Source organism: Rufibacter sp. JT3400010 (genome assembly GCF_054956755.1).
Map to the genome: position 1 here is coordinate 18,732 of NZ_JBUDXA010000025.1, position 20,889 is coordinate 39,620.

General features: G+C 34.9%; 17 protein-coding genes and 1 pseudogene. 3 read left to right on the forward strand and 15 right to left on the reverse strand.

Features of this window, described 5'->3' with window-relative positions:
* Positions 1-523: 523 nt before the first annotated feature.
* From gmd to ACY0JR_RS18160, 3 genes and pseudogenes are all read left to right on the forward strand, one after another.
* Positions 524-1,636, forward strand: coding sequence for a GDP-mannose 4,6-dehydratase (gene gmd, locus ACY0JR_RS18150; protein WP_462635580.1), 1,113 nt, complete (start codon positions 524-526; stop codon positions 1,634-1,636).
* Positions 1,637-2,571 (forward strand): annotated as a pseudogene (gene fcl / locus ACY0JR_RS18155) (GDP-L-fucose synthase). It abuts the gene before it with no gap.
* Positions 2,572-2,799: 228 nt separating this feature from the next.
* Complete coding sequence (locus ACY0JR_RS18160; protein WP_462635581.1) at positions 2,800-3,516, forward strand: IS1 family transposase; 717 nt, start codon at positions 2,800-2,802, stop codon at positions 3,514-3,516.
* A 23-nt stretch (positions 3,517-3,539) separates the two neighbouring features.
* On the opposite strand, the gene ACY0JR_RS18165 is transcribed toward ACY0JR_RS18160, so the two are convergent.
* From ACY0JR_RS18165 to ACY0JR_RS18235, 15 genes are all read right to left on the reverse strand, one after another.
* Positions 3,540-4,277: a porin family protein gene (locus tag ACY0JR_RS18165; protein ID WP_462635582.1), complete on the reverse strand. Its 738-nt coding sequence runs from the start codon at positions 4,275-4,277 to the stop codon at positions 3,540-3,542.
* A gap of 17 nt (positions 4,278-4,294) precedes the next feature.
* Positions 4,295-5,545: a WcaI family glycosyltransferase gene (locus ACY0JR_RS18170; protein ID WP_462635583.1), complete on the reverse strand. Its 1,251-nt coding sequence runs from the start codon at positions 5,543-5,545 to the stop codon at positions 4,295-4,297.
* A gap of 123 nt (positions 5,546-5,668) precedes the next feature.
* On the reverse strand, positions 5,669-6,637 hold the full coding sequence (locus tag ACY0JR_RS18175; protein ID WP_462635584.1) for an NAD-dependent epimerase/dehydratase family protein: 969 nt from the start codon (positions 6,635-6,637) through the stop codon (positions 5,669-5,671).
* Between the two features lie 86 nt (positions 6,638-6,723).
* The gene (locus ACY0JR_RS18180) at positions 6,724-7,311 is read right to left on the reverse strand and encodes a WcaF family extracellular polysaccharide biosynthesis acetyltransferase (RefSeq protein WP_462635585.1); all 588 of its coding nucleotides are present in this window, start codon (positions 7,309-7,311) and stop codon (positions 6,724-6,726) included.
* Positions 7,308-8,531, reverse strand: coding sequence for a glycosyltransferase (locus ACY0JR_RS18185; protein ID WP_462635586.1), 1,224 nt, complete (start codon positions 8,529-8,531; stop codon positions 7,308-7,310). The genes ACY0JR_RS18180 and ACY0JR_RS18185 overlap by 4 nt, the downstream gene beginning before the upstream one ends.
* 7 nt (positions 8,532-8,538) lie before the next feature.
* Positions 8,539-9,567, reverse strand: a complete 1,029-nt coding sequence (locus ACY0JR_RS18190) for an acyltransferase family protein (RefSeq protein WP_462635587.1) — start codon at positions 9,565-9,567, stop codon at positions 8,539-8,541.
* Positions 9,568-10,012: 445 nt separating this feature from the next.
* Positions 10,013-11,023 carry an acyltransferase family protein gene (locus tag ACY0JR_RS18195; RefSeq protein WP_462635588.1) on the reverse strand — a complete coding sequence of 337 codons (1,011 nt, stop codon included), beginning with the start codon at positions 11,021-11,023 and terminating at the stop codon, positions 10,013-10,015.
* A 24-nt stretch (positions 11,024-11,047) separates the two neighbouring features.
* The gene (locus ACY0JR_RS18200) at positions 11,048-12,220 is read right to left on the reverse strand and encodes a glycosyltransferase (protein WP_462635589.1); all 1,173 of its coding nucleotides are present in this window, start codon (positions 12,218-12,220) and stop codon (positions 11,048-11,050) included.
* 472 nt (positions 12,221-12,692) lie between these two features.
* Positions 12,693-13,559, reverse strand: coding sequence for an FkbM family methyltransferase (locus ACY0JR_RS18205; RefSeq protein WP_462635590.1), 867 nt, complete (start codon positions 13,557-13,559; stop codon positions 12,693-12,695).
* Between the two features lie 109 nt (positions 13,560-13,668).
* Positions 13,669-15,030 (reverse strand): hypothetical protein, encoded by a 1,362-nt coding sequence (locus ACY0JR_RS18210; protein ID WP_462635591.1) that lies wholly within the window; start codon positions 15,028-15,030, stop codon positions 13,669-13,671.
* 38 nt (positions 15,031-15,068) lie between these two features.
* Entirely contained in the window at positions 15,069-16,325 is a 1,257-nt protein-coding gene (locus ACY0JR_RS18215; protein ID WP_462635592.1) for a glycosyltransferase family 4 protein, read from the reverse strand.
* 40 nt (positions 16,326-16,365) lie between these two features.
* Entirely contained in the window at positions 16,366-17,475 is a 1,110-nt protein-coding gene (locus tag ACY0JR_RS18220; protein WP_462635593.1) for an acyltransferase family protein, read from the reverse strand.
* A 137-nt stretch (positions 17,476-17,612) separates the two neighbouring features.
* Entirely contained in the window at positions 17,613-18,659 is a 1,047-nt protein-coding gene (locus tag ACY0JR_RS18225; RefSeq protein WP_462635594.1) for a glycosyltransferase, read from the reverse strand.
* Positions 18,660-18,671: 12 nt separating this feature from the next.
* Positions 18,672-19,817: a glycosyltransferase family protein gene (locus tag ACY0JR_RS18230; RefSeq protein WP_462635595.1), complete on the reverse strand. Its 1,146-nt coding sequence runs from the start codon at positions 19,815-19,817 to the stop codon at positions 18,672-18,674.
* A 156-nt stretch (positions 19,818-19,973) separates the two neighbouring features.
* Positions 19,974-20,885 carry a glycosyltransferase family 2 protein gene (locus tag ACY0JR_RS18235; RefSeq protein ID WP_462635596.1) on the reverse strand — a complete coding sequence of 304 codons (912 nt, stop codon included), beginning with the start codon at positions 20,883-20,885 and terminating at the stop codon, positions 19,974-19,976.
* Positions 20,886-20,889: the final 4 nt, after the last annotated feature.

Sequence of the window (20,889 nt, forward strand, 5' to 3'; positions counted from 1 at the left end):
TTCAAAAGCCAAAGATTCGTGATAATGAAAAATATAGGATTTTGTAAATAAAAATTAGAGGTGGCTATGTTCCATGTATGGAGAGTGAATAATGAGAAAAGTTAGGATTACTTTGTGAAACATTGTATCATAATAGTCTTGCTACAGGATGATTATAGGTTTATTTAAACGAAACAATTATAAATAATATTAATTTTATTATATGTCTAAGAAGCGTGACTTTTTTGAGGAAGCGTTAATAATTAAGATGGAAGCATATCCTTAAATCCTGGAAGTAGCTTGAAGAACTTAAAAATCCTGCTGCCTAGCTAATTTGTCCTTTTTTTTATAGATATTTACCACCCAAAATAATATGATGATAATAAAGCCTTAATGTACTTCCCCTCACTAGTATACGGCACTCAGCATTGAATTTATACATAAAGTGAACCCATCTTCTAAAGGAAGTCTAACTGTTTAGTTCTTTAAATGCGTAGCAGATAGATTAAATCATAAAATACTTCAATAAAACATACAATAATAAATGAAGAAAGCACTAGTAACAGGAATCACAGGACAAGACGGAGCCTACTTAGCAGAACTGTTGTTGAGCAAAGGCTATGAAGTGCATGGCATCAAAAGAAGAAGTTCTCTTTTTAACACAGATAGAATAGACCATCTGTACCAAGACCCACACGAAGAGAACGTGAATTTCAAACTGCACTACGGTGATCTAAGTGACTCTACCAATATCATCCGCATCATCCAACAGGTGCAGCCAGACGAAATCTACAATCTGGGCGCTATGAGCCACGTGCAGGTAAGCTTTGAGACGCCGGAATACACGGCCAATGCCGATGGAATTGGAACACTTCGTATTTTAGAGGCAGTAAGACTACTAGGCTTAACAGAGAAGACCCGTATCTACCAGGCTTCTACGTCAGAACTGTACGGCTTGGTGCAGGCGGTGCCCCAGTCTGAAACTACTCCTTTTTATCCCCGTTCCCCGTATGCGGTAGCCAAACTGTATGGGTATTGGATCACGGTAAATTACAGAGAGGCGTACAACATGTATGCCTGCAATGGTATTCTGTTTAACCATGAAAGCCCCTTAAGAGGCGAAACGTTTGTAACCCGTAAAATCACCCGCGGGGCCGCAAAGATAGCTTTGGGCTTACAGAGCAAACTGTACCTAGGTAACCTGGATGCCCGCCGCGACTGGGGTCACGCTAAAGATTACGTAGAAGCCATGTACCTCATCCTGCAGCAGGATAACCCACAGGATTACGTGATTGCTACTGGTGTTACTACTACAGTCCGTGATTTTGTGAAGATGGCCTTCGCTGAAGCAGGTATTGAACTGGAATTCGTAGGCGAAGGAGTAGAAGAGAAAGGAATTGTGGTTTCTTGCTCAAATCCTGATTATTTGGTAGAAATTGGCACCGAAGTAGTAGCCGTAGATCCCCGGTATTTCCGTCCAACAGAAGTAGAGCTATTGATTGGCGATCCCACGAAAGCGAAAACATTACTAGGATGGGAGCCTAAATATGATTTACCGGCCTTGGTGAAGGAAATGATGGAGTCAGATATAGAAAATTTTCTGAGAGAGAAAACCTTGCAGGAGGCGGGCTATAAAGTAAAAAACCAATACGAATAGATGCAGCCTCAGGATAAAATCTATGTAGCTGGCCATAGAGGGATGGTGGGTTCAGCTATCATCAAGAGATTAGAAAAAGACGGCCTTACGAACATTGTGGTGCGTACCTCCAAAGAGTTGGATTTGCGTGACCAACATCAGGTAAATGAGTTTTTTCGGTAGAAAAACCAGACTATGTTTTTCTGGCAGCAGCAAAAGTGGGGGGAATAGTGGCCAATAATACCTATCGGGCAGAGTTCCTGTATGATAACCTCATGATCCAGAGCAACACCATTCATGCTTCTTATTTAAATGGCGTGAAAAAGCTGATGTTTCTGGGTTCATCCTGTATCTATCCTAAATTAGCGCCTCAACCCCTTAAAGAAAAATACTTATTAACGGGGGAGTTGGAACATACCAATGAGCCCTATGCCATAGCCAAAATAGCAGGAATTAAACTTTGTGACGCTTACCGGAGACAATATGGTTGTAATTTCATTTCGGTGATGCCTACCAATTTGTATGGGCCTAATGATAATTATGATCTGCAGAACTCCCATGTGTTACCAGCCTTGATGCGGAAGTTTATCACAGCAAGAGATATTAATTTGGATGAGGTAGAAATTTGGGGAAGTGGTTCCCCAAGAAGAGAGTTTCTGCATGTAGATGATTTGGCAGATGCCTGTTTTTACCTCATGCAAAACTATCATGAACCCGGTTTGGTAAATGTAGGCATAGGAAAAGATATCTCCATCTTAGAACTTGCCCGGTTGATTAAAGAAGTAGTTGGGTTTGAGGGGCAAATCAGAACAGATCTCAGCAAACCTGATGGCACTCCTAGAAAACTCATGGATGTTTCTAAACTTAAGTCCCTTGGCTGGGAAGCAAAAATTTCTTTAGAAGAAGGTATTCGGAAGGTATTTTCTGAGTTAACAGCCAAAGATATGTTTCAATGAAAAAGGAGGGTGCTTTGGAAATAAACTTGTAAAATTTTGTTGATGCTATTAATGGATAAAAGTTGAGTTTCGTTTAAAAGCAGCAACAGCTCCTTAGGTACCTAAGGAGCTGTTGCTGCTTTTAAACGATTCAAATTTATATAAGCAGTATGTTTAGATTTAATTTTGGTAGTGGTCTACAAAGTATGATGGGATAAAAGCTGTCAGCGGAGTGTTTAGGATGATGGAATGTTCGAAGTCCTCATCAAGGTAAGCTGTCCCCACTGCCAGAGCATTCAGGTAGTAAAAAACGGAAAGAAAAAGCACGGCGCGCAGAACCTGCTGTGCCGATCCTGTAAAAAGCAGTTCCAGGCTTCTTACAGCTACAAAGGTGCTAACCCTGCCACAAAGCAGATGATATTGCGGCTTTTGGAGCGCAACAACGGCATACGCGACATCGAGGCGCTTCTCGGGGTAAGTAGGAAATGTATCCTGGACAACTTATCCAGACAGGCGGGCAGGCTCGGAATCAGCCCTAGGCTCAAGGTTTACAGATCGGTGCAGATCGATGAGCTATGGAGCTTCGTGGGCAGACGCAAGAAGGGCAAATATTGGCTGCTGTATGCCTATTGCCCTGAGACGGATGAGGTATTGGCCTACAGTTGCGGTAGCAGGGGCGCCAAAACGATAAGGGAACTGCTGAAAAAGCTGGTGGGAGTGCAAATCGGGGAGTACTGCACTGACCATTGGAAAGCTTTTGCCCAAGTGATACCGCAAGAAAAGCACAGGTTTGGCAAAGCTTACACAAAGAATATAGAAGGCGTGAATACCTGCTTAAGGGCAAGGAACAGAAGGCTAGTGAGGAAAACTACCTGCTTTTCTAAAAAGAAAGAAAACCACCTGGCCAGTATAGATATAATGTTCAACTACCGAAACAACAAGAAAGTTAAGCATCATACTTTGTAAACCACAGCTGCAATTTCATGCAATTATTTACCAGAAGAGATTATAATATAATCCATAGAAATTTGCACTACCTCATACTTAAATTCTTTCAAACTAGACTGCTGCCTAACTCCGATATGATTAATTCCATGCATAAAACGAGAATTGAGTTTTAAATTTTTTTTTATTTGAAACTCTAGACCAGCAGTAAGTCCTAAACTCCGTTCTTCTGTGTCATGAGTTGTGATAGTAAAAGTTTGATTGTTTGATTGCTTAGCCTCAATCAATAACTCAACTTGAGGACCTGCTACAAGTGATAGGTATGGTAATACTTTATACTTTAAGAGAAGGGGTAATGAAAGATATGATTGTTTGTAATTGATTCCTGTGCTTTTTACTTCTCCTGTAATTAATGTGTACACGTACTCCTGTTGTAAAGATAGTCTTTTAACAAAGGGTACTGCTAAGAAGAATCCAGCCAAGAACCCAGGTTTCCAAGCTGATTCAATCGGGATGGAGGGTTTAGGAAACCCTTTATTAAAATTCATGTGAGCATAGGTAATTCCCGCTTTGATTCCAAAGCCAATACTCTTAGTAGAGCTTGTTATAATATTATTAGAACAAGGAAGTTGATTGATGTCTTGTTTCTCTGAAGAGTTTAATGCCCCAATTTTAGATTGTGGCATAATACTTTGTGCATTGGCTGCAAATAGGTCAAAAAATAAAAGAAAGCCCAAGAGTCTCTTTTTGGCAATAGCTTTAAAAACAGAATCTAGAAACATAGAAAGCAATTATTGAATTATCTACTTAGGAGAGTTTTTTGTTCAAAAGAACTCATTATACTATCAATGGAAAGATGAGCCTCTGCATAAGAACGTGCATTGAAAGATATAATGTCTTTATCAATTTCGAATAGAGCTTTTCGAATACCTTCATTCAGTGCTTCTTGGTTTTCAGCCTCTACAAGTATCCCCATGTTGTAGTGAGAAACTAAAGAGTGCAATCCAGATTCATTGGTTGCAGTTATTAGGGCCATACCACCAATAGCTAAAATAGTATTCAATTTAGAAGGCATCACTAAATCACTTGCATTAGCTTTTTGGATTACTAAATGCACATCTGCTAAGTTTAAGAATCTATTGAATTTTTCAACAGGTTGTAAAGGATAGAAGATGACATTATTTAAATTCAATGAAAAGGCTAGGCTCTCTAACCTATCTTTATATGGGCCTGAGCCGCAAATCAAGAATTTTATCTCTTTGTATTGCTGGAACTGCTGGGCAGCATATAAGATTGATTCAATGCCTTGCTTTTCTCCTATAGCCCCAGAGTACAATAATATTTTGTCACTTGTATCAAACCCAAACTCTACCTTTATCTCTTCTCTGTTTTCTATTGGGTAGAATTGTGTCAGGTCAGTTGAATTCAAGAATAGTGTTACTTTTTTATTCGCTTTCTCCTCTATTTTTGTAACCATGCCTGCTCCAACACTGGTGATTACATCACTTTTATCAAAAATATATTTTTCTAGCATGAACATTGAGTCAATGACACTCTTTGATTTAATCATGTTTAAATCTCGAGCGGCCTCGATTTGCATATCATGGATATGATAGATTAGCTTTGCTTTTCTAGCTTTTTTATAGAAAATGCCAATTAATCCGATTAAAAAGGAAGGTACAACAGTAATAACGGAATCAAATCTCTTACCAGGGAGTAGTTGTACTAACTTCATGCCAGCAGATAATAAGAATGAAAGGTCAAGTAAAATTCGTTTTATACCCGTGGGCTTAGCCGGAACATAGATGGGGCAACGGTATACTTTTACTTTTCCACCTGATTCAAAAGTAGCGCTTTCTGTCTTATACCAATACTTATCGCTTTCATAAGGAGGTTGTACTTTCCAAAAAGGGTAATATGGATAAGTAGTAATAACGGTGCAATCATACCCTCTCTTGGCTAACCAGTTAATCATTTCTCCACTATATTTACCTATTCCAGTAGGTTCTGGGGAGAAGTTATAACCAATTAACAGTAAACGTTTTTTCATTGATGGGTAATTCAAGATTGAATTTATTGATAAGGAGCAAGAATAAATTTTATACTGTGCCTAATTGAGGTATTACAAAGTATACTGTCTTGACAAGCACTAGAAATTACTCTAAAAATCTAGTTATAATTTATATTCCTTATATTCTATCAGCCATTTGATTGTGATTCTAACTCCATTTAATCTACTTAAAGGAGTAGGGCCTGTTACTTTGTGAAGCTCCTCTAAAGGTAGAACATTATTTGTTGTCATGTTTTTTAGCCTAAAACTAGTAATAGGAAATTTAATATTGAACTTAGATAAAGTGTCTCCAAGAAATGCAGCTGTTTTCATAACAAAAAAAGGAATCTTTTTGATCTTTCCTTTTCCCATTTCAATAGAAATCTCATTCGCCCATTCAGAAATTTGAATCGGAGGATAATCGCCTAAATAGAATGTCTTAGCATGTACATCATCTGCTGCCATAAGCTTTTGAATTTGATAAACTGCATTTTCTACGTAACCGTAAGTTTTGGTGCAGGTATGGCCAAAATCAAAATACTTTCCTTGGTAAACTACGTTGAAAAAGTCAATGTAAGGTATGTTAAACCACGGCCCCCATATTGAAGTAGGTCTTACAATAGTCCAGCTGTAATTTGGATTTTTAATTTCCTTAACTAATTTCTCACCTACCATCTTACTTTCTCCATAAAGAGTATGTGGTTTGTATTCTTCATAATCTTTTGGGATATATCCTGGCTGGCAAACATACATTGAAGAAGTGAAAATGATTTTTTTCAAAGAATGAACCTTGTTTGCTATGTCAATGATATTTTTAGTGCCAGTCGTATTAGTTCTATAGTATTCCAAAGTCTTGCCGTTAAGATCTGTAACAGCGGCTAGGTGAATTATAATTTCTGGTGCAAATTTTATTACTTCTGCTTTAAGACTGTTCAAATCAAGTATATCTATTTGCCTCCAAAACCTTAGATGTTTCTCCTTTAACGGCTGCGCTTTGTCTATATTTAGAACTTCAAATTCTGATTTGATTAGTGCATCAATTAAGTTAGTTCCAATAAAGCCTGAGCCTCCGGTCACAAGTAATCTGGTCATTGTAATTGTTATAATACTTTAGAGAAGATAATAGTTGGGGTTAATAATAAAACTGAATAAAAAAAGCCATATACACCTTTTTTATTTCACTGTTTTAGAACAACACGGTCTTTAATAGGTTTAGCTGGAGTGCCTATGCAAACCTTGCCTGGTGGTAAATTTTTTAAAACAGTACTCCTAGCGCTTACAATAGTTCCTTTTCCAATAGTGACTCCAGGAGCAACATATACATCATTCGTTATCCAACATTCGTCCTCGATAATTAAGGGTTTGCTAAAAATATCAAATGTGATTTTGTCGTATACATGGCCACCTGTATTGAAGTAAACTTTATGAGCTATTGCTACATGATTACCAATACTGACATTGCCTAAATTATATATAACACAATCATCGCCGATCCAGCAATAATCTCCAATTTTCAAGTTCCATGGGTAGGTTACTGTAACAGAAGACCTAATTTTGACATTAGTACCTATTTCAGCTCCGAATAATCTGAGCAAGAAAGCTCTCCACCCATAAAGAAATTGTGGTGACCAGGTAAAAATAGTAGACTGAACAATCCACCAGACTTGTACTAAAAATTTTGACTTTCCTCTAAAGGAATCAGGAACAACAAACAAACTAAGATCCTGATATTCATTAATCAATTTTGATTTATATATTGAATTCATTGCTTACTACTTAATTGTAAGGCTTGCGACAATTTCTTTGCTGCAGAGCTTACAGCAAAATCTTTTTCATAGGAACAACGAGCAAGTCTTCCTATAGTTAATTTTTGCTCTTTAGAAAGTTTCTCCCAATTTGTTAAAATTTTGTAAAAGCCCAGTAAGGTATCTTCTGCAACTTCTCCACCCCCAGAATCCTTAATTTCTCGCCATATATTTACTTGATTTGATATCAGTACAGGTTTACTGCAAGCCATTGCCTCTACAACAGCAATTCCAAAATTTTCTTGGTGACTTGGTAATATAAAAGCTTCACAACCATAGAATGCCCCCCACTTAGCATCTCCGAAAAGCATACCTGGAAAAAAAACATTATCACTAAGATCTTTAGATGCAGATACTAACTGTTCCATCTTTTGTCCATAAGAAGTCTCTATTCCGGGGCCAGCAATAACAAGTTTTGGTAGCTCATTTTGCTTGGCTGCTGCTGTATTTGTTCTAGCTAATAGAAGCTTAGCATAAGCCTTTATTAATATATCCACTCCTTTTTTTTCATGAATCCTACTTAAGAAAAGAATATAAGAGCTTCCCCTAAGTTCAGGACATTTTAAATAAAATGCTTCATTCATAATTTGGGTATAAACAGGAGGTTCTTCCACTCCTAAGCCTACTACCATTTCACTTTTAGGATGATATTTGTAAAACGGTTCTCTTGCTAACCTGCGCTCCTCCTTACAAGTAAAAAGAATACCATCAGCATCATTAACAACTTCTTTCTCTAATAGATGCCAATAGATAGTGTTTCTTAACGCTTTAAATTTTCTACCAGCCGCTCTTTGAAAATAAGGATCAAGCATGCCATGGGGCATGATGAAGATCTTGGGATTGATTCGGTTAAGATTTTTTTTCTTCAAAGAATGGTACGCCTTATTTATTGCATATCCATGATATAGCCAAAGCCCATGAACAATGATAATGTCAAAATTAGATATATGACTATTTAGCCAAGAGCTCAATTTAGAACTATAAGACCATGGACCCTTTCCCGGACCTAAAGCATGGATTGTAAATGAGTCTAATTTCATATAAGCAGCTTTTTCCGAATCTAGACTAACTACTTCATTATGAGTTTCCATACCTACCAATCCCATGATCATTGTTCGTATTGCCTGGCAAACACCACCTGTGCTGGGGTCCATTGTATTAGTAACATGAAGTATGTTCATCACAGAGTTATTTTTCTCCCAATAGCACTCTCCGTCCTATATGAAATTTTCTAATTATAAAAGTAAAGATTACAGAGCTACAAAATATTAGAATTACAACCAATAGCTTATTGATTAAATTATAATAAATTCCATTTGGCCAAATTTTAGCTGTGAAGAATTCGAAGGCTTCTAAAAATAAAACGTGACTAAGGAATACTCCATAAGAAGTACTAGCTATATCAAGAATCCATTTAGGTTGTTTTTTTCTAGGAATTCCATAAGTTACGAATAGCATACCCACCCCTCCAAGAGGATACAAAACAGGATAATCTAATATTTTAATAGGTGTTAGTAGATAATCGGGAAGTTTAGCTACTATAATAAGGCACACGCCTACTACGATATTATAAGTATTTGGATCAGACCTAATCAATTTCTTGGACAAAATAAAAGCAAACGCTACGAAAATTATTATTCCAATTATCTGTCCAGTTGGAATTAACTTACTATATACACCCCATAAAATATATGTAGACGCGAGAAGTGTACCAATTGTACCGAATACAATCTTTTGTTTTTTCTTTTGAATAATTAGGAAAATGGAAAGAGCTAACAACTGTAAGTTCAATAACATAGGTATAAAGTAGAGTTGTACAGCACTTTTGCCATATAGTAAAGATTTCCAAATATCTACATCGTTTTTATTTGAATTAAGATATCCTCGAAGGATCAACAATGCTGTGTAGATTGTGGTCCAAGCAATATAAGGTATAACAAGTCTTTGAAAAGTCTTATTGGAAACTTTACTAGTAGGATATTTATACAAATTGGAAGTGAAAAATGTTAATGATAGTATCAAATAGAAAGAAACGCGAGGCATATATAAAAAATTATTCAATGCTTCTGCTTCAGGTGTATTAAAAGGTACGTGGTTTGCAATAACACCAATTGAAGCAATAATTTTTATTATATCTATATTTTCGTTGTGCTCTTTAGCCTTTAATTCAGGATTTGTTAATACTGAACTATCTTTTCTTGAAATTTGAGTAAGCAAGGTAAAAATTGAATTAAATTATAAATTTTTTAACCTTCTTAATGGATTGTAAGTAATTCCAGTGCAGAGTTTCGGTTTTATTTATAATCAGGTAAAATGATTCGTTTAACTTTATTTACTTAAAGGAAGCAATTAACTAAAAAATTTTGAAACTTAAAATGCTTCTATTGTTTTCTCGTTACCATTATCATTTTATAGCACTTGTAAATAAATTTGCTTCATCAATTAGAATCATGAGTGGTGCTTATAAAATTATTGGTGTTTGATCTACTTGCCCCATGTTTTACAGAAGGTTCATCCTTTATGGAGGATTGGCTTCTTTGAAATAGAATTTATTTACTTCTGTTCAACCCTTTAAATTAGATTATTTTTTCATAAAGTAAAGGGGAATTTGACATATACCCTATAAGAATAATCATTTTTCTATTGTAATTTATTATAATTTTCATTTTTCACCTAGTAAAAATTTCTTACTAATTGTTGAGTTTCTTATTGCAAGTGTAAATATAACTGACGCAGCGAAAATTAAGAACACCACTAATAATTTAGTTTTAATATCATAAAATATATTTCCAGTGATTGTCTTCTCTATTGTAAATTCAAATGCCTCTAAAAATAACACATGGCTAAGATATATTCCATAAGAGGTGCTAGATATTGTTGATATCCAACTTGGTAAGTTTAGTCCCTTAATTCCAAAAGCTAGTAAAAGTATCCCAAAGCCACCTAAGGGGAATAATAGTGGATATTCTAAAAATATAATTGGAGTTCCTAGCCAGCTTGGGAAAGCTGCAATTGCAATTAAGGCAGTGCCTATTATAAAAAAACTTTTTCGTGTAGGTGAGTTTAAAACTTTTATATAAAAAAAATATGATAATAAAATAAAAATGCAGGTGCCTATAAGTTGCCCTGCTGGAAGATAATCTAACTTGATGCCAAGTATAAGGTGGCAACTTCCTGCTATTAAAAATATTGTTCCAATTAGCCTTTTATTTGATTTTTTATTAAATATTAGGAATAAGGAAAATATGATTACCTGCATGGATAATAAAGTAGGTATAAAGTATAAGTGTAAGGCGCTATCGCCGTATAATATTATTTTCCAAATATTAAATGAACGTTGTCCTTGACTTAGTATATCTTTGATTGCTAATAAACTTGAATATATAACTGTCCATAATAAATATGGAAGTAAGATCCTTAGCCACGTATTTCTTAAAAATTCATGAACGGAAACTTTGTTTAAATTTGAGGTAAAATATGTAAGTGATACTGCATAAAAAAAAGGGACACATAGAGGCCAAAAGAAAGTATTTAGGCTTTTAGCTGCGGGTGTGTCAAAAGCAACATGAATGACAATAACACCAAAAGAAGCAATTAGTTTGATTAAGTCAACTAAGGTGTTACGTGAATTGATTTTTTTTACTTCTTTTTTTAAGAAAATTGCTTCTGTCATATTTTCTAATCTGTGTGAAAATGGTTAATATTTATTTTCAATGATATTTAAATAAATTTCTTCTATCTGATTTAATGCATTTTCAGGCAAAAATCTTCGAGCGTTTACTATTCCTGTTTCTTTAACTTCAATCAGTTTTGAAGTAGGGAAACTTAATATATTCTGAATAACCTTAGCTCCTGCATTTGCCCATTTTAAAACTTCAATATTGTTATTGGGTCTCCGAGGAATAAGAAACCCTGCCTTACCAGCAACTTCCGTCATTGGTGCTTCGGACGTTGTAATAACTGGGCAGCCGGAAGCCATTGCTTCTGCTATAGGCCAGCCAAATCCTTCAGCTAGGGAAGGAAAAAGAAAAACAGAAGCGCCTGAATAGGCTAAGCGTACATCTCCATCAGAAACATTACTAAGGAAATGTATATCAGCTTTGAAATTTGAATTGGATTGAGCGTCGAGTAATAGCGTGGTTGGTTTCTCGCCAATCATTAAAAGAGGCAATTTCAGATTACTCAAATTACGCCAAGCATCATAAAGCTCAATCACTCCTATACGATTTTTGTAAAAGTGATTACCTCCTACATGCAACAAGTATCCGGATTCCAAATTTAGGTTTATTCTTTTTCCAAGTAATTTCCTGGGCTTAATAGAGTCTAAACTTGGAATGAACGCTTGATTCATGCCGTTGTAAACAACTTTAGAGCTTAAAGGAGGGGAGAACAAAAAGCGGTGTAAATCTTCTCTTGTTTTCTCTGAAACAGATATAAAATGTTTACCTCTTGAATAACCCCGATGTATTAAGTTTTGATATTGACGACCCAGCCACTTTACTGGATTTTCAGATATTTCACCTAAAGCTGAACGTTGGGCTAAAAAGTCATGGCAGTGAATTACATGTGGCTTATTTTCTACCATAGGTACCCAAGGGCCTAAAGCTTGGTCAGTAAAAACGAAGAGTGTATCTGGAGTACAATTTTTTATTTTTTTACGAACACTTGATGGAAATATAATGTATTGGTCTATATAGCCCATCCATTTTTTAAAGTTCATAGGGAATGGTAATTTGGATAATTGAGGCTGTGGAAGCCATATTTCCACTTTGTGTCCACGCTTACTCATTCCATCAGCTAGCAGTTGTACAAAACGAGGCATGCTTTGATGTGGTAGAAACAAAGGATGTGAAAAGAAAATGATATTCATCTAAAAAATAAATGCTTCTTATTGTTTGATATTGTTTCACTATGCCAGACAAATACTTCCATTTTCTGGTGCTTAGTTTGAATGTATAAAGTTATAGCTAGGCTTAATACTGATTTAAATATAATTAACTGAATTTTCTTTAAATTAACACAATAGTTGGAGTTTGTTTAATTTAAATACTTATAGAGTCTTCAAATCTTTTTAACCTCATTTAAATGTAAAATAGTTTAATCTTCATCGTCTGAGGGTTCAAGTATCTTTATTAGTTAATATTTTTTAACTACTTTTAAAGCTTCACTTTATTAGATATAAATAATATATGGTAGAATTACATTTGTATTTGTTCTGAAATAAATAAGTTAGATTGCAGAATGAAGCTTTTTTAAACTTCAATTTAACTTATTTGTACTATTATAGTTTGTATATATTGAGTCGAGTAACAATAGTGTAAGATTCTTTCAGTCTTTCAAATTCATAAAGAAAGACACCTATAAAAAACTCCATCCATTTTTTTGCTTACAAAATCTTTGTCAAGCGTTGCTAAATAATTGTTGGGCTCCCAAAAGCAAATCTTGGAAATTGAATTAGGTTTTTTTAATTTTATATTTAACCAACCCTTTTCTATTCTAAAGATTGTATATCCTTGTTTCAATAAGAAGCTTGCTACCTTTGATGGATATTCATTATGATCCTCAAAAATTATATTTGTAATTAAGCCTTTATTGATAGTGTTTTTTGCTCCATTTAGTACTTCTAGCTCATGGCCTTCAACATCTATTTTCATTACATTTATATTTTTACCTTCAGGTAAAATATCGTCTAACCGCTTAAGGTTTACTTTTATTGTTTTTTCACTTTCTTCTGATCCTATAAAAGCAACCCCTTGATTATCTCCATAATCTCCTGGTAACACTAAGAATCCTTCTTTATCTGTATCAGATAAAGCTATCGGGAATAAGGTGACATTTTGTTGATGGTTAAAACTAATATTTTTTAAGACTCTTGATTGTAATAAAGGGTTAGGTTCAAATATCCATACTTCACCTTCTTCGCCTGCTTTATAAGAGCATATTTGAGCAGTGTAACCTATATTAGCACCAATATCTAAAACAAAGTTTCCTGGATCTACTAAACGCCATAAAGTTTCACTAACTGCTAAATCGTAAATACCAGTATTGAATATTGCTTTTCCAATTGTCTCTTTAGGATCTACTTCAATTTTACTTTTCCATGGGGTTTTACGTATAACTACTTCTTTTTTATTGCCTATGAGCCTGTTTATGGTAGAGAAAGGTCTGAAATAAAATTCAGGTTTTTTTAGATAATCATATAAGGCCATAATATTGAGTATTTAAAAATTAAAAATATTATTATATAATTAAATTAATAACAAAAATTTTTTTATATGAAAATATTATAGCTACTAAATATTAGATGTAATTAAAATGCTACATCTTATATTTATTTTTTGGAGTTGTTGATCTCAAAGATGCTAAGATGAAACCTGCAATAAGGATACTGAATCCTAAAGCTGTTGGTTGTGCCCATTGCCCTTGTATCACATTAATCAATCCAAAACTAACCAACAACCAAGGCAGCAAATCGCCAGATGCTAACTTACGATACGATGCTAATGTTATTATAAACATGAAATTAATACGAAGAAATATTTGTGGTATACCCAAAAGTGGACCTAGTTCACCTACCACCCGTCCCCATTCACCTTCATTGATTAAAAAAGCTTTTTCTCCAGTTAGCAACATACTACCCACATTTGTTCCCATTCCCAATCCATAACCCCAAATTGGTAAATCGCTTGATCCTATTATTGATTCTAACATGGAACCAAGAAAACGATCGATTAAAGTTCCTTCCAAGCCTCCCTCAAATTCACTGGCGTTATCGAATCTTGTGGTAAATGCCTCAGTTGCTGTTTGGAAAAAGCTAGCCTGGCTTAGTGCTGCCAAAGCAATAACAGCTAAAATTGTTGCCAAAATCAATTTACCTGCATACTCAGGTTTTCTTGAAACAGCAAATGCCGTAAAACCCAATGACAGTATAACTTGAAATAATAGACTACGGCTTATTGAAAGTGGGATAGAAATAAATAGTGCTGTTGTTGCGCCTAGTAATACCAGTTTATTAATCTTCTTTAAATCTAACCAGAAATAAAACACGAAGCAAGAGAGAAAGCTAAAAAATAAAGCATTTCCATTAGTAAATGAAAAAGTGCCAGGTGGCCTAAAAAAGCCAAGAGCTCCGCCATTAAACCCAGCTCCTTCCATATCACCTCCTACACCCCTATTTACCCATGCTGATTGAGGGCTGTAAAATTGTAGTGCAGTTAAAATGGCCATTGGAATAGCAATGTACAGCGTCACTTTACCAATTTTCTGTACATCCTCTGACGTGAAAATATTTCCTATAGCAAAAATCATTGGAAAATGTATCAACAGAATTCGTGCGCCATAAATAGTTACTGGAAGGTTTCCATGGCCTAATAAAAGGGCAGTAAAAGTTCCGATGATTCCAATTATTATCATTCCTGCCAAGTAGACATTAGCGGGTAACAGACCTTGCTGCCACGCCCTTACCACTACCCATAGGGCTACAGGGTCTCGTACAATAAGCAATGGGGTAGCCAGCCCCGGTAAGAACCATTTTCTTAAAGCTCCTTCAAAAATTAATAAAATAAAATATAGCCAGATGCCATATTTTAAAAGATCATCCTTGTTTAAATGACTTATTAGGTCAGAGTTTGGTTTCTGATTTTTTAATCCTTCTATAGACTTGTTTTCAATATCAATCATATCCTCAAATGCCTGCTGATATATAAATCAAGGCTATATTATATATTGAATGTTGTATTATGATTTATTACAGCATTTGCTAACTCTATGCCATATACCTCCCAAGGTCTTTGACGAGCGGTTTCTGTTGCTGCTCTTCCTGCTTGCGTTATTGTTGTAGGTTTTAGTAGAAGCTTTTCTAAGGTCTCCTGAATGGCACTTGTTGAACCTGCCTGCACTAACCATCCATTTTCTCCATTATTAATAATATCAGGTCCAGCAGTTCGGTCTGTTGTTATTACAGGAGTTCCTTGAGACATTGCTTCAGTGATCACTAATCCAAAGCCTTCAAATAGGGAAGGGAATACAAGAACATCATGCACTCGCATGAGTTTCAGAATATCATTATGTGACAAGCTAGGGATATAACAATGTTTTGCTAATTCTTTTTCTAAAGCAATACAATTTGTACTAGCTCTTAATCCAACCACTGTCAATTCTATATGACTTTTGATTGCTTCTACTGCAGCGAAAAGATTTGCGATCCCTTTCCGTTGAGAAAGGCCTCCAACAAATAGAACTTTTAGTTTTCTCCCATTCTTTAGGGATGAATAAGTACGATGCTCAATAGCAGGTGGAAACCCATAGGGAATTACTTCAACTGGAGCTAATTTACCTGGATATGATTGCAATGTTTTGGCTGTAAACTTGCTTGCTACAAATATACGGTCTGCTAAGAGTAATTCTTTATCTTTACGATTTAGTTTGACATCAGAATCAATTAAGCCCGTCAGAGTAGGGGCCCAATCAGGCCAACGATCTAATTCTATTTGTAGTAACCTCTTTGCTTCCCGCCAGTAACCAATAGGAAGATCATACAAACATTGAATTCCAAATCTTTTTGCTTCTTCAAAGGAGAGTGCAGCTCCATCCTCATAGGCATAAACATTTCTAACTCCTTTATCAAAAGCATGTTTCATATAAGATGCAATCCTTTTATCCTGATTTTTATAAACTGCATCAATACAAAATAACCCTTTCTCATGACGGATAAGATTATGAAAGCCTGTCTTTGAAGCTAATAACCTTCCCATTTCAAGCCAAGGCCAAGTATGGGTAACTGACTTAAGTTGTGGATCGAATTTCCTTCGATTTAACTCTGATAATGGCTTGTATTTACTTAGGTTATGAAATATATCATTGGGAAATGTTGCTATGGAAGTATGAAAAGCAGCTAAGTTGCCACTCCTTTGGAGACCAGCTATGACAGCTCTTACATTAGCATTCCCAGTTGGATGATAAACAAGTGTATTCATGTATAATTGAAAGAACAAATTCTAGTATGAATGAAATAGCTTAATTTAACTTCAAACGTGGCGACGTTTTAATCAATAATTTTTTTATGAAGATTAAAAGCCGATTGAATAAGATAAACCATCTAGATCTTTGTCTTTCTAATAATAAACCAATCCCTCCAGAAATAAATAGAACAGTGGTGATTGCTAGCCACATCTGTGTGGTATTATTCAAATTAAAGCCAAATGTTGCTCTCCATAAAATCAATAATGGGTGATGTAATACATAAATAGGGAAAGTTAAGTCAGCTATACTTCTAAATGTAGCAACCCACTTTAATTTATATGATAAAGGTGAATCTGTGGGTAAAATCCAGAGAACAGCTGCAAATAAAACACCAATAATCCAGTCTGTTATAAACTGATTAGCATAAAAAAAGGGTGGTACTCCCAATGCAAAAGGAAAAGGGGGAAGTAGAGCTACTGCTAGGCCAGCTATAGCTATCATAGCAAAAACGAATATCCACGATATTTTAGCAGATATTACAGGTCTTGGTAGCCAATATGCGATACAGCCTAATAGCCATATTGGCATCATTAATAATATTTTTGGCCCAGCAATAAGGCAAGATATAACAATCAAGAGTATTGATTTCCAACCCTTCTCTCTAAAGAACCAAAAACCAAAAATAGTATAATACCAGAATTCGTAACTTAATGACCATAGTGGGCGGTTTATTGGTGGAGCTGCAGAAATAAAGCCTACTTCGTTAAGAAACAAACTTGACAGCAAATATCGAGGCCATGATAAACCTCTAGTGTATTCTTGAATTAAAAGGGGATTAAGATAGCCTACCAGAATCTCAATTATAGCTGTTATTAATAAGGCGGGTACTACTACAGAGCAAAGGCGGGTTAAACGTGAATGAGCATATTGCAATTTTCCGCGGTTGTTATTAGTTGTAGTATGAGCAATCACAAAGCCTGAAAGTACAAAAAAAATTATAACTGCTGCGTGTGCAATATCTCCACCGCCGCGAGTAGGTGTATGTGCTTCATCAGGAAACCACTGATCATTGGCATGAACATATAAAACAATTAAAGCAGCCAACAAACGAAGAGAATCAAGAAATACGCTATTATAACCGCTAATTTTACGGGCTTTATACATATTTAAATTTGTTAATTAAATTTTCTTAAATTCTTTATTGTATTATATTATTTAGCTTAAAAGATCAGAATTTCATGACTTTATAAAAATTTACCTATCAAGCAACATATTTGAGGTATTCCTTATGTCTTTATGAATTAAGAACTAATGTAAGCTTGTCTGTAGAATTCTATTGGCCTTAAAAACTCAGATAAAGTGCTCTGAGCTAATACACCTCTCATAGCATATTCTTTTTCAGTCATTTTGTAAGCTTCTTTCATACATCTAACTAGATCTTCCACGCTTCCAGGTTCTGCCACTAATGCTGCCTTACCACCTGCTTCAGGCAATCCACCATCATTAGTAACAATTGAAGGAACCCCTACACTACGAGCTTCAATAGGAGTTAAGCCTAAGTCTTCTTTAGTTTTCGCTGGAGCTAATAACCACTTCGTCGATGCTAAATAAGATTCTTTGCTTTTAGCATCAACAAACCCTGGCATATTGACGTGCGTTAGTTTAAGCTCTTTTACTAGTTGAAGAATGGTTGGTTTAAGTGGCCCATCTCCTAAAATAGTAAGAGGCCATTCATTGGGATTAAATTTACATACTGCATATGCTTTAAGTATTTCTTCAATCCCTTTGTTCTCTATCCATCTGCCTATGAATAAGAAACCTTTTCTTGTTTCAGGCGCGTTCCACGTTTTTGGTAATTTAGAAACGGTTGGGAATGAATCACTTCTAATCGATTTCTTTTTAGGCTCCCAAGTGTTCCATACAAAATTAGAATTGAACCATCTGCGATGAGCAAGCTTTACAGAAACACGCCAAAGTAATGTATGAGCTGATAAAGTAGATCTTCTCCAGTTATGTACTGTTAGAAATACTTTCTTAGATAAAAGACGAGCTGTAAATACTACATCGGGTGGAGTGTTTTGTACGTGTAAAATATCAGACCAAGCAACAAGCTTAGCCAACTGAATTGAATTGCTTTGAACAAAATGAACTTGGGAGCATACCTTTTCAGCTGATCTTACCAAAGCTTCTTCTTGCTTACAACCCTTTACTAATTTAAAACACAATTTTATTTCGAATTCAGGCCAATGAGAAGCAGCTTCAGCTAGAGTTATCATGTAAGCTTCCATACCTCCGTAGCATCCTAATGTTGATCCAATAATAAGAAGCTTATGAATTTTTTCTTTCATTATAATAATTTCTTATAAATTACTTAGAGTAGAATATGCATGAACAACTTTAGTTATTCTACTTCCAATTATTAATCTATCTTTAGACGAATAGCTATTTTGAACATCTGAAGCATTTCTTATTTGAAAGACACCTTCAGGTTCCATATCATCTTTTATATAAGTTTCATCTGCAGCAGAAATGAGAAGTGGTATGCCTCGCTCCAGGAATGCCAGTCCTGTACCGCTTTTGTATAAACGATTAGCAGGACTTGTAAGCACACCAAAGTGGGCTAAACTCAATACTCTGTTGATCATCCCAACTGAAAGCGGACCCGTGTTCCAAAAAGTTATATTTGGTATATTCTGTGCTAAATCTTCAATCTTCTCTAGTCTGTTGTGCCCAATGGATATGATTCCTATTTTTTTGTTAGATTTACAAGCAAACTCACTTACACACAGAAGAAGTTCTGCTAACCCTGGGCAAGGATAAATAGTTCCAAAAAAACATATAGTTAGCCAATCGTCTGAACCATTGAGCAATATTGATAAATCTTTGTCTTTAAGCAAGTTAAGCCATTCTTTTTTATTTCCATAATTATCAAGATTAATATTACCAAAAATTGGAACCACATGTGCATTAATTCCAATTTGTTGTAAGCAAATGAAATAATAATTAATGCTTGTGAAAACTTGAGTTGGTTTAGAAATCCTATATAATGTTTTTAGAAAAAGCTTTTGAGCAGTTCCTAGCATTTTTTCTTTTTTGCTTGAAAAAGGATTCATGCCGCACCAAAGTTCATGTAGCATAAAATGAACTTTGGTTTGCCTTACTATTTTTCGTATGAAAAATAGTAAGGCTATGGGAAGGCCATACTTTTGGAATGCAAATCCAACAAATTGCAAACTCACCAAATCAGGTTTAAAACTATCTATCCATGTGTATGCTAATTTGTATCGTTCTTTTGAATTCAAATTAGTAGGTAATCTTAGTACATGGTACGTTAAGCTATCTTGAATTGTGCTTACATCTTCTTTTTCATGTATATAATAGTCATTTAATGCAACTATTCCTATTTTGTTACCTGCTCTAATTAAATCTTTAGTTAATTCACGTACATAATCTCCTACACCATCTCTACCAGGCTCAAAGGCGCCGCATATAAAAACCATTCTCATGTTTTATTTTCTTTCATAAATTATAGGTGAATGGAAAGTTTAATTCAATTCAGAGGATTTATGTATTAAGAATTAGTGATATATACAATTTATATAATTTGTTTGTTTATACATTGATTACGATGAATTAAGAAGAATATATATTTTGATGTGCTATTATGAAGTAATAATGGTGAAGAAGCGTTTAACTCCTCTTGCAGTGAAAATTTTGTTTCTATGCCATTTGCTAAAAAAAATTTCAAATGCTTTCTTTTTATTTTTTAACCTAGCGGCTTGAACAAGTGCAATTGGAGCCTTATCTTTCAACCATCTAGACTTGTATTCTTCAGATTTAGAAGGTACTTCAAGTTTTTCGATTAATTGGAATGAAACCAAACCTGAATCATATTCAGGATTTTGAGTCACAGCTTCATTAGAAATACGATACTTTGCAGTGTATTCATTTATGAAGTAAGATTTGTAATTGCCCATCCCAACTTGTAGCCCAAAATAAAAATCACAAGCATCTCCTGCAGCCTGGTCATATTTAATCTTTTTTGCTATTTCAGATTTAATAAGATAACAGTCATTAGGAAATTGTTGTAAAAAGCCAGATTCTAGAGAAGATAATTTAGTGCCAGCATAACTTGAAGTTCTATAGAAAGAGTGGTTTAGCTTTTCAGAAGCACTAATGTCGGTCTTTCCATCATCTGATATAATGTATTGTTTCCCAAATACAATGTCTATATCTGGATTGTTTACAAAACAGTTTTTAAGAGTTTCCAGAGCATTAGGTAGAAGAAGATCATCATCGTGTAATAAGAGTATTAAATCTCCTTGGGCCATATCAAACAATCTATTGACATTTTTGGCCTGCTTCAATGCAGGTCTATTGTGACTATACCTGATTTTTACTGGGGAGTTTTGGGCTAAACTTTCTACAAGTTCTTCAGTTTCATTATTAGATGAGTCATCACCTATTATAATTTCAAACGGCAGATAAGACTGAATTAAACATGACTGTAAAGCTTCTTTTAAAAAGTTTGATCTGTTATAAGTAGGTATACAAATAGATATATTAGAATACATATAT

Excerpts from the sequence above, each read along its gene's own strand:
- ACY0JR_RS18205 (WP_462635590.1), bottom strand. The coding sequence starts at position 13,559 with ATGGCCTTATATGATTATCTAAAAAAACCTGAATTTTATTTCAGACCT.
- ACY0JR_RS18220 (WP_462635593.1), bottom strand. The coding sequence starts at position 17,475 with ATGTATAAAGCCCGTAAAATTAGCGGTTATAATAGCGTATTTCTTGAT.
- ACY0JR_RS18165 (WP_462635582.1), bottom strand. The coding sequence starts at position 4,277 with ATGTTTCTAGATTCTGTTTTTAAAGCTATTGCCAAAAAGAGACTCTTG.
- gmd (WP_462635580.1), top strand. The coding sequence starts at position 524 with ATGAAGAAAGCACTAGTAACAGGAATCACAGGACAAGACGGAGCCTAC.
- ACY0JR_RS18215 (WP_462635592.1), bottom strand. The coding sequence starts at position 16,325 with ATGAATACACTTGTTTATCATCCAACTGGGAATGCTAATGTAAGAGCT.
- ACY0JR_RS18185 (WP_462635586.1), bottom strand. The coding sequence starts at position 8,531 with ATGAACATACTTCATGTTACTAATACAATGGACCCCAGCACAGGTGGT.
- ACY0JR_RS18180 (WP_462635585.1), bottom strand. The coding sequence starts at position 7,311 with ATGAATTCAATATATAAATCAAAATTGATTAATGAATATCAGGATCTT.
- ACY0JR_RS18175 (WP_462635584.1), bottom strand. The coding sequence starts at position 6,637 with ATGACCAGATTACTTGTGACCGGAGGCTCAGGCTTTATTGGAACTAAC.
- ACY0JR_RS18200 (WP_462635589.1), bottom strand. The coding sequence starts at position 12,220 with ATGAATATCATTTTCTTTTCACATCCTTTGTTTCTACCACATCAAAGC.
- ACY0JR_RS18235 (WP_462635596.1), bottom strand. The coding sequence starts at position 20,885 with ATGTATTCTAATATATCTATTTGTATACCTACTTATAACAGATCAAAC.
- ACY0JR_RS18195 (WP_462635588.1), bottom strand. The coding sequence starts at position 11,023 with ATGACAGAAGCAATTTTCTTAAAAAAAGAAGTAAAAAAAATCAATTCA.
- ACY0JR_RS18230 (WP_462635595.1), bottom strand. The coding sequence starts at position 19,817 with ATGAGAATGGTTTTTATATGCGGCGCCTTTGAGCCTGGTAGAGATGGT.
- ACY0JR_RS18210 (WP_462635591.1), bottom strand. The coding sequence starts at position 15,030 with ATGATTGATATTGAAAACAAGTCTATAGAAGGATTAAAAAATCAGAAA.
- ACY0JR_RS18225 (WP_462635594.1), bottom strand. The coding sequence starts at position 18,659 with ATGAAAGAAAAAATTCATAAGCTTCTTATTATTGGATCAACATTAGGA.
- ACY0JR_RS18170 (WP_462635583.1), bottom strand. The coding sequence starts at position 5,545 with ATGAAAAAACGTTTACTGTTAATTGGTTATAACTTCTCCCCAGAACCT.
- ACY0JR_RS18160 (WP_462635581.1), top strand. The coding sequence starts at position 2,800 with ATGTTCGAAGTCCTCATCAAGGTAAGCTGTCCCCACTGCCAGAGCATT.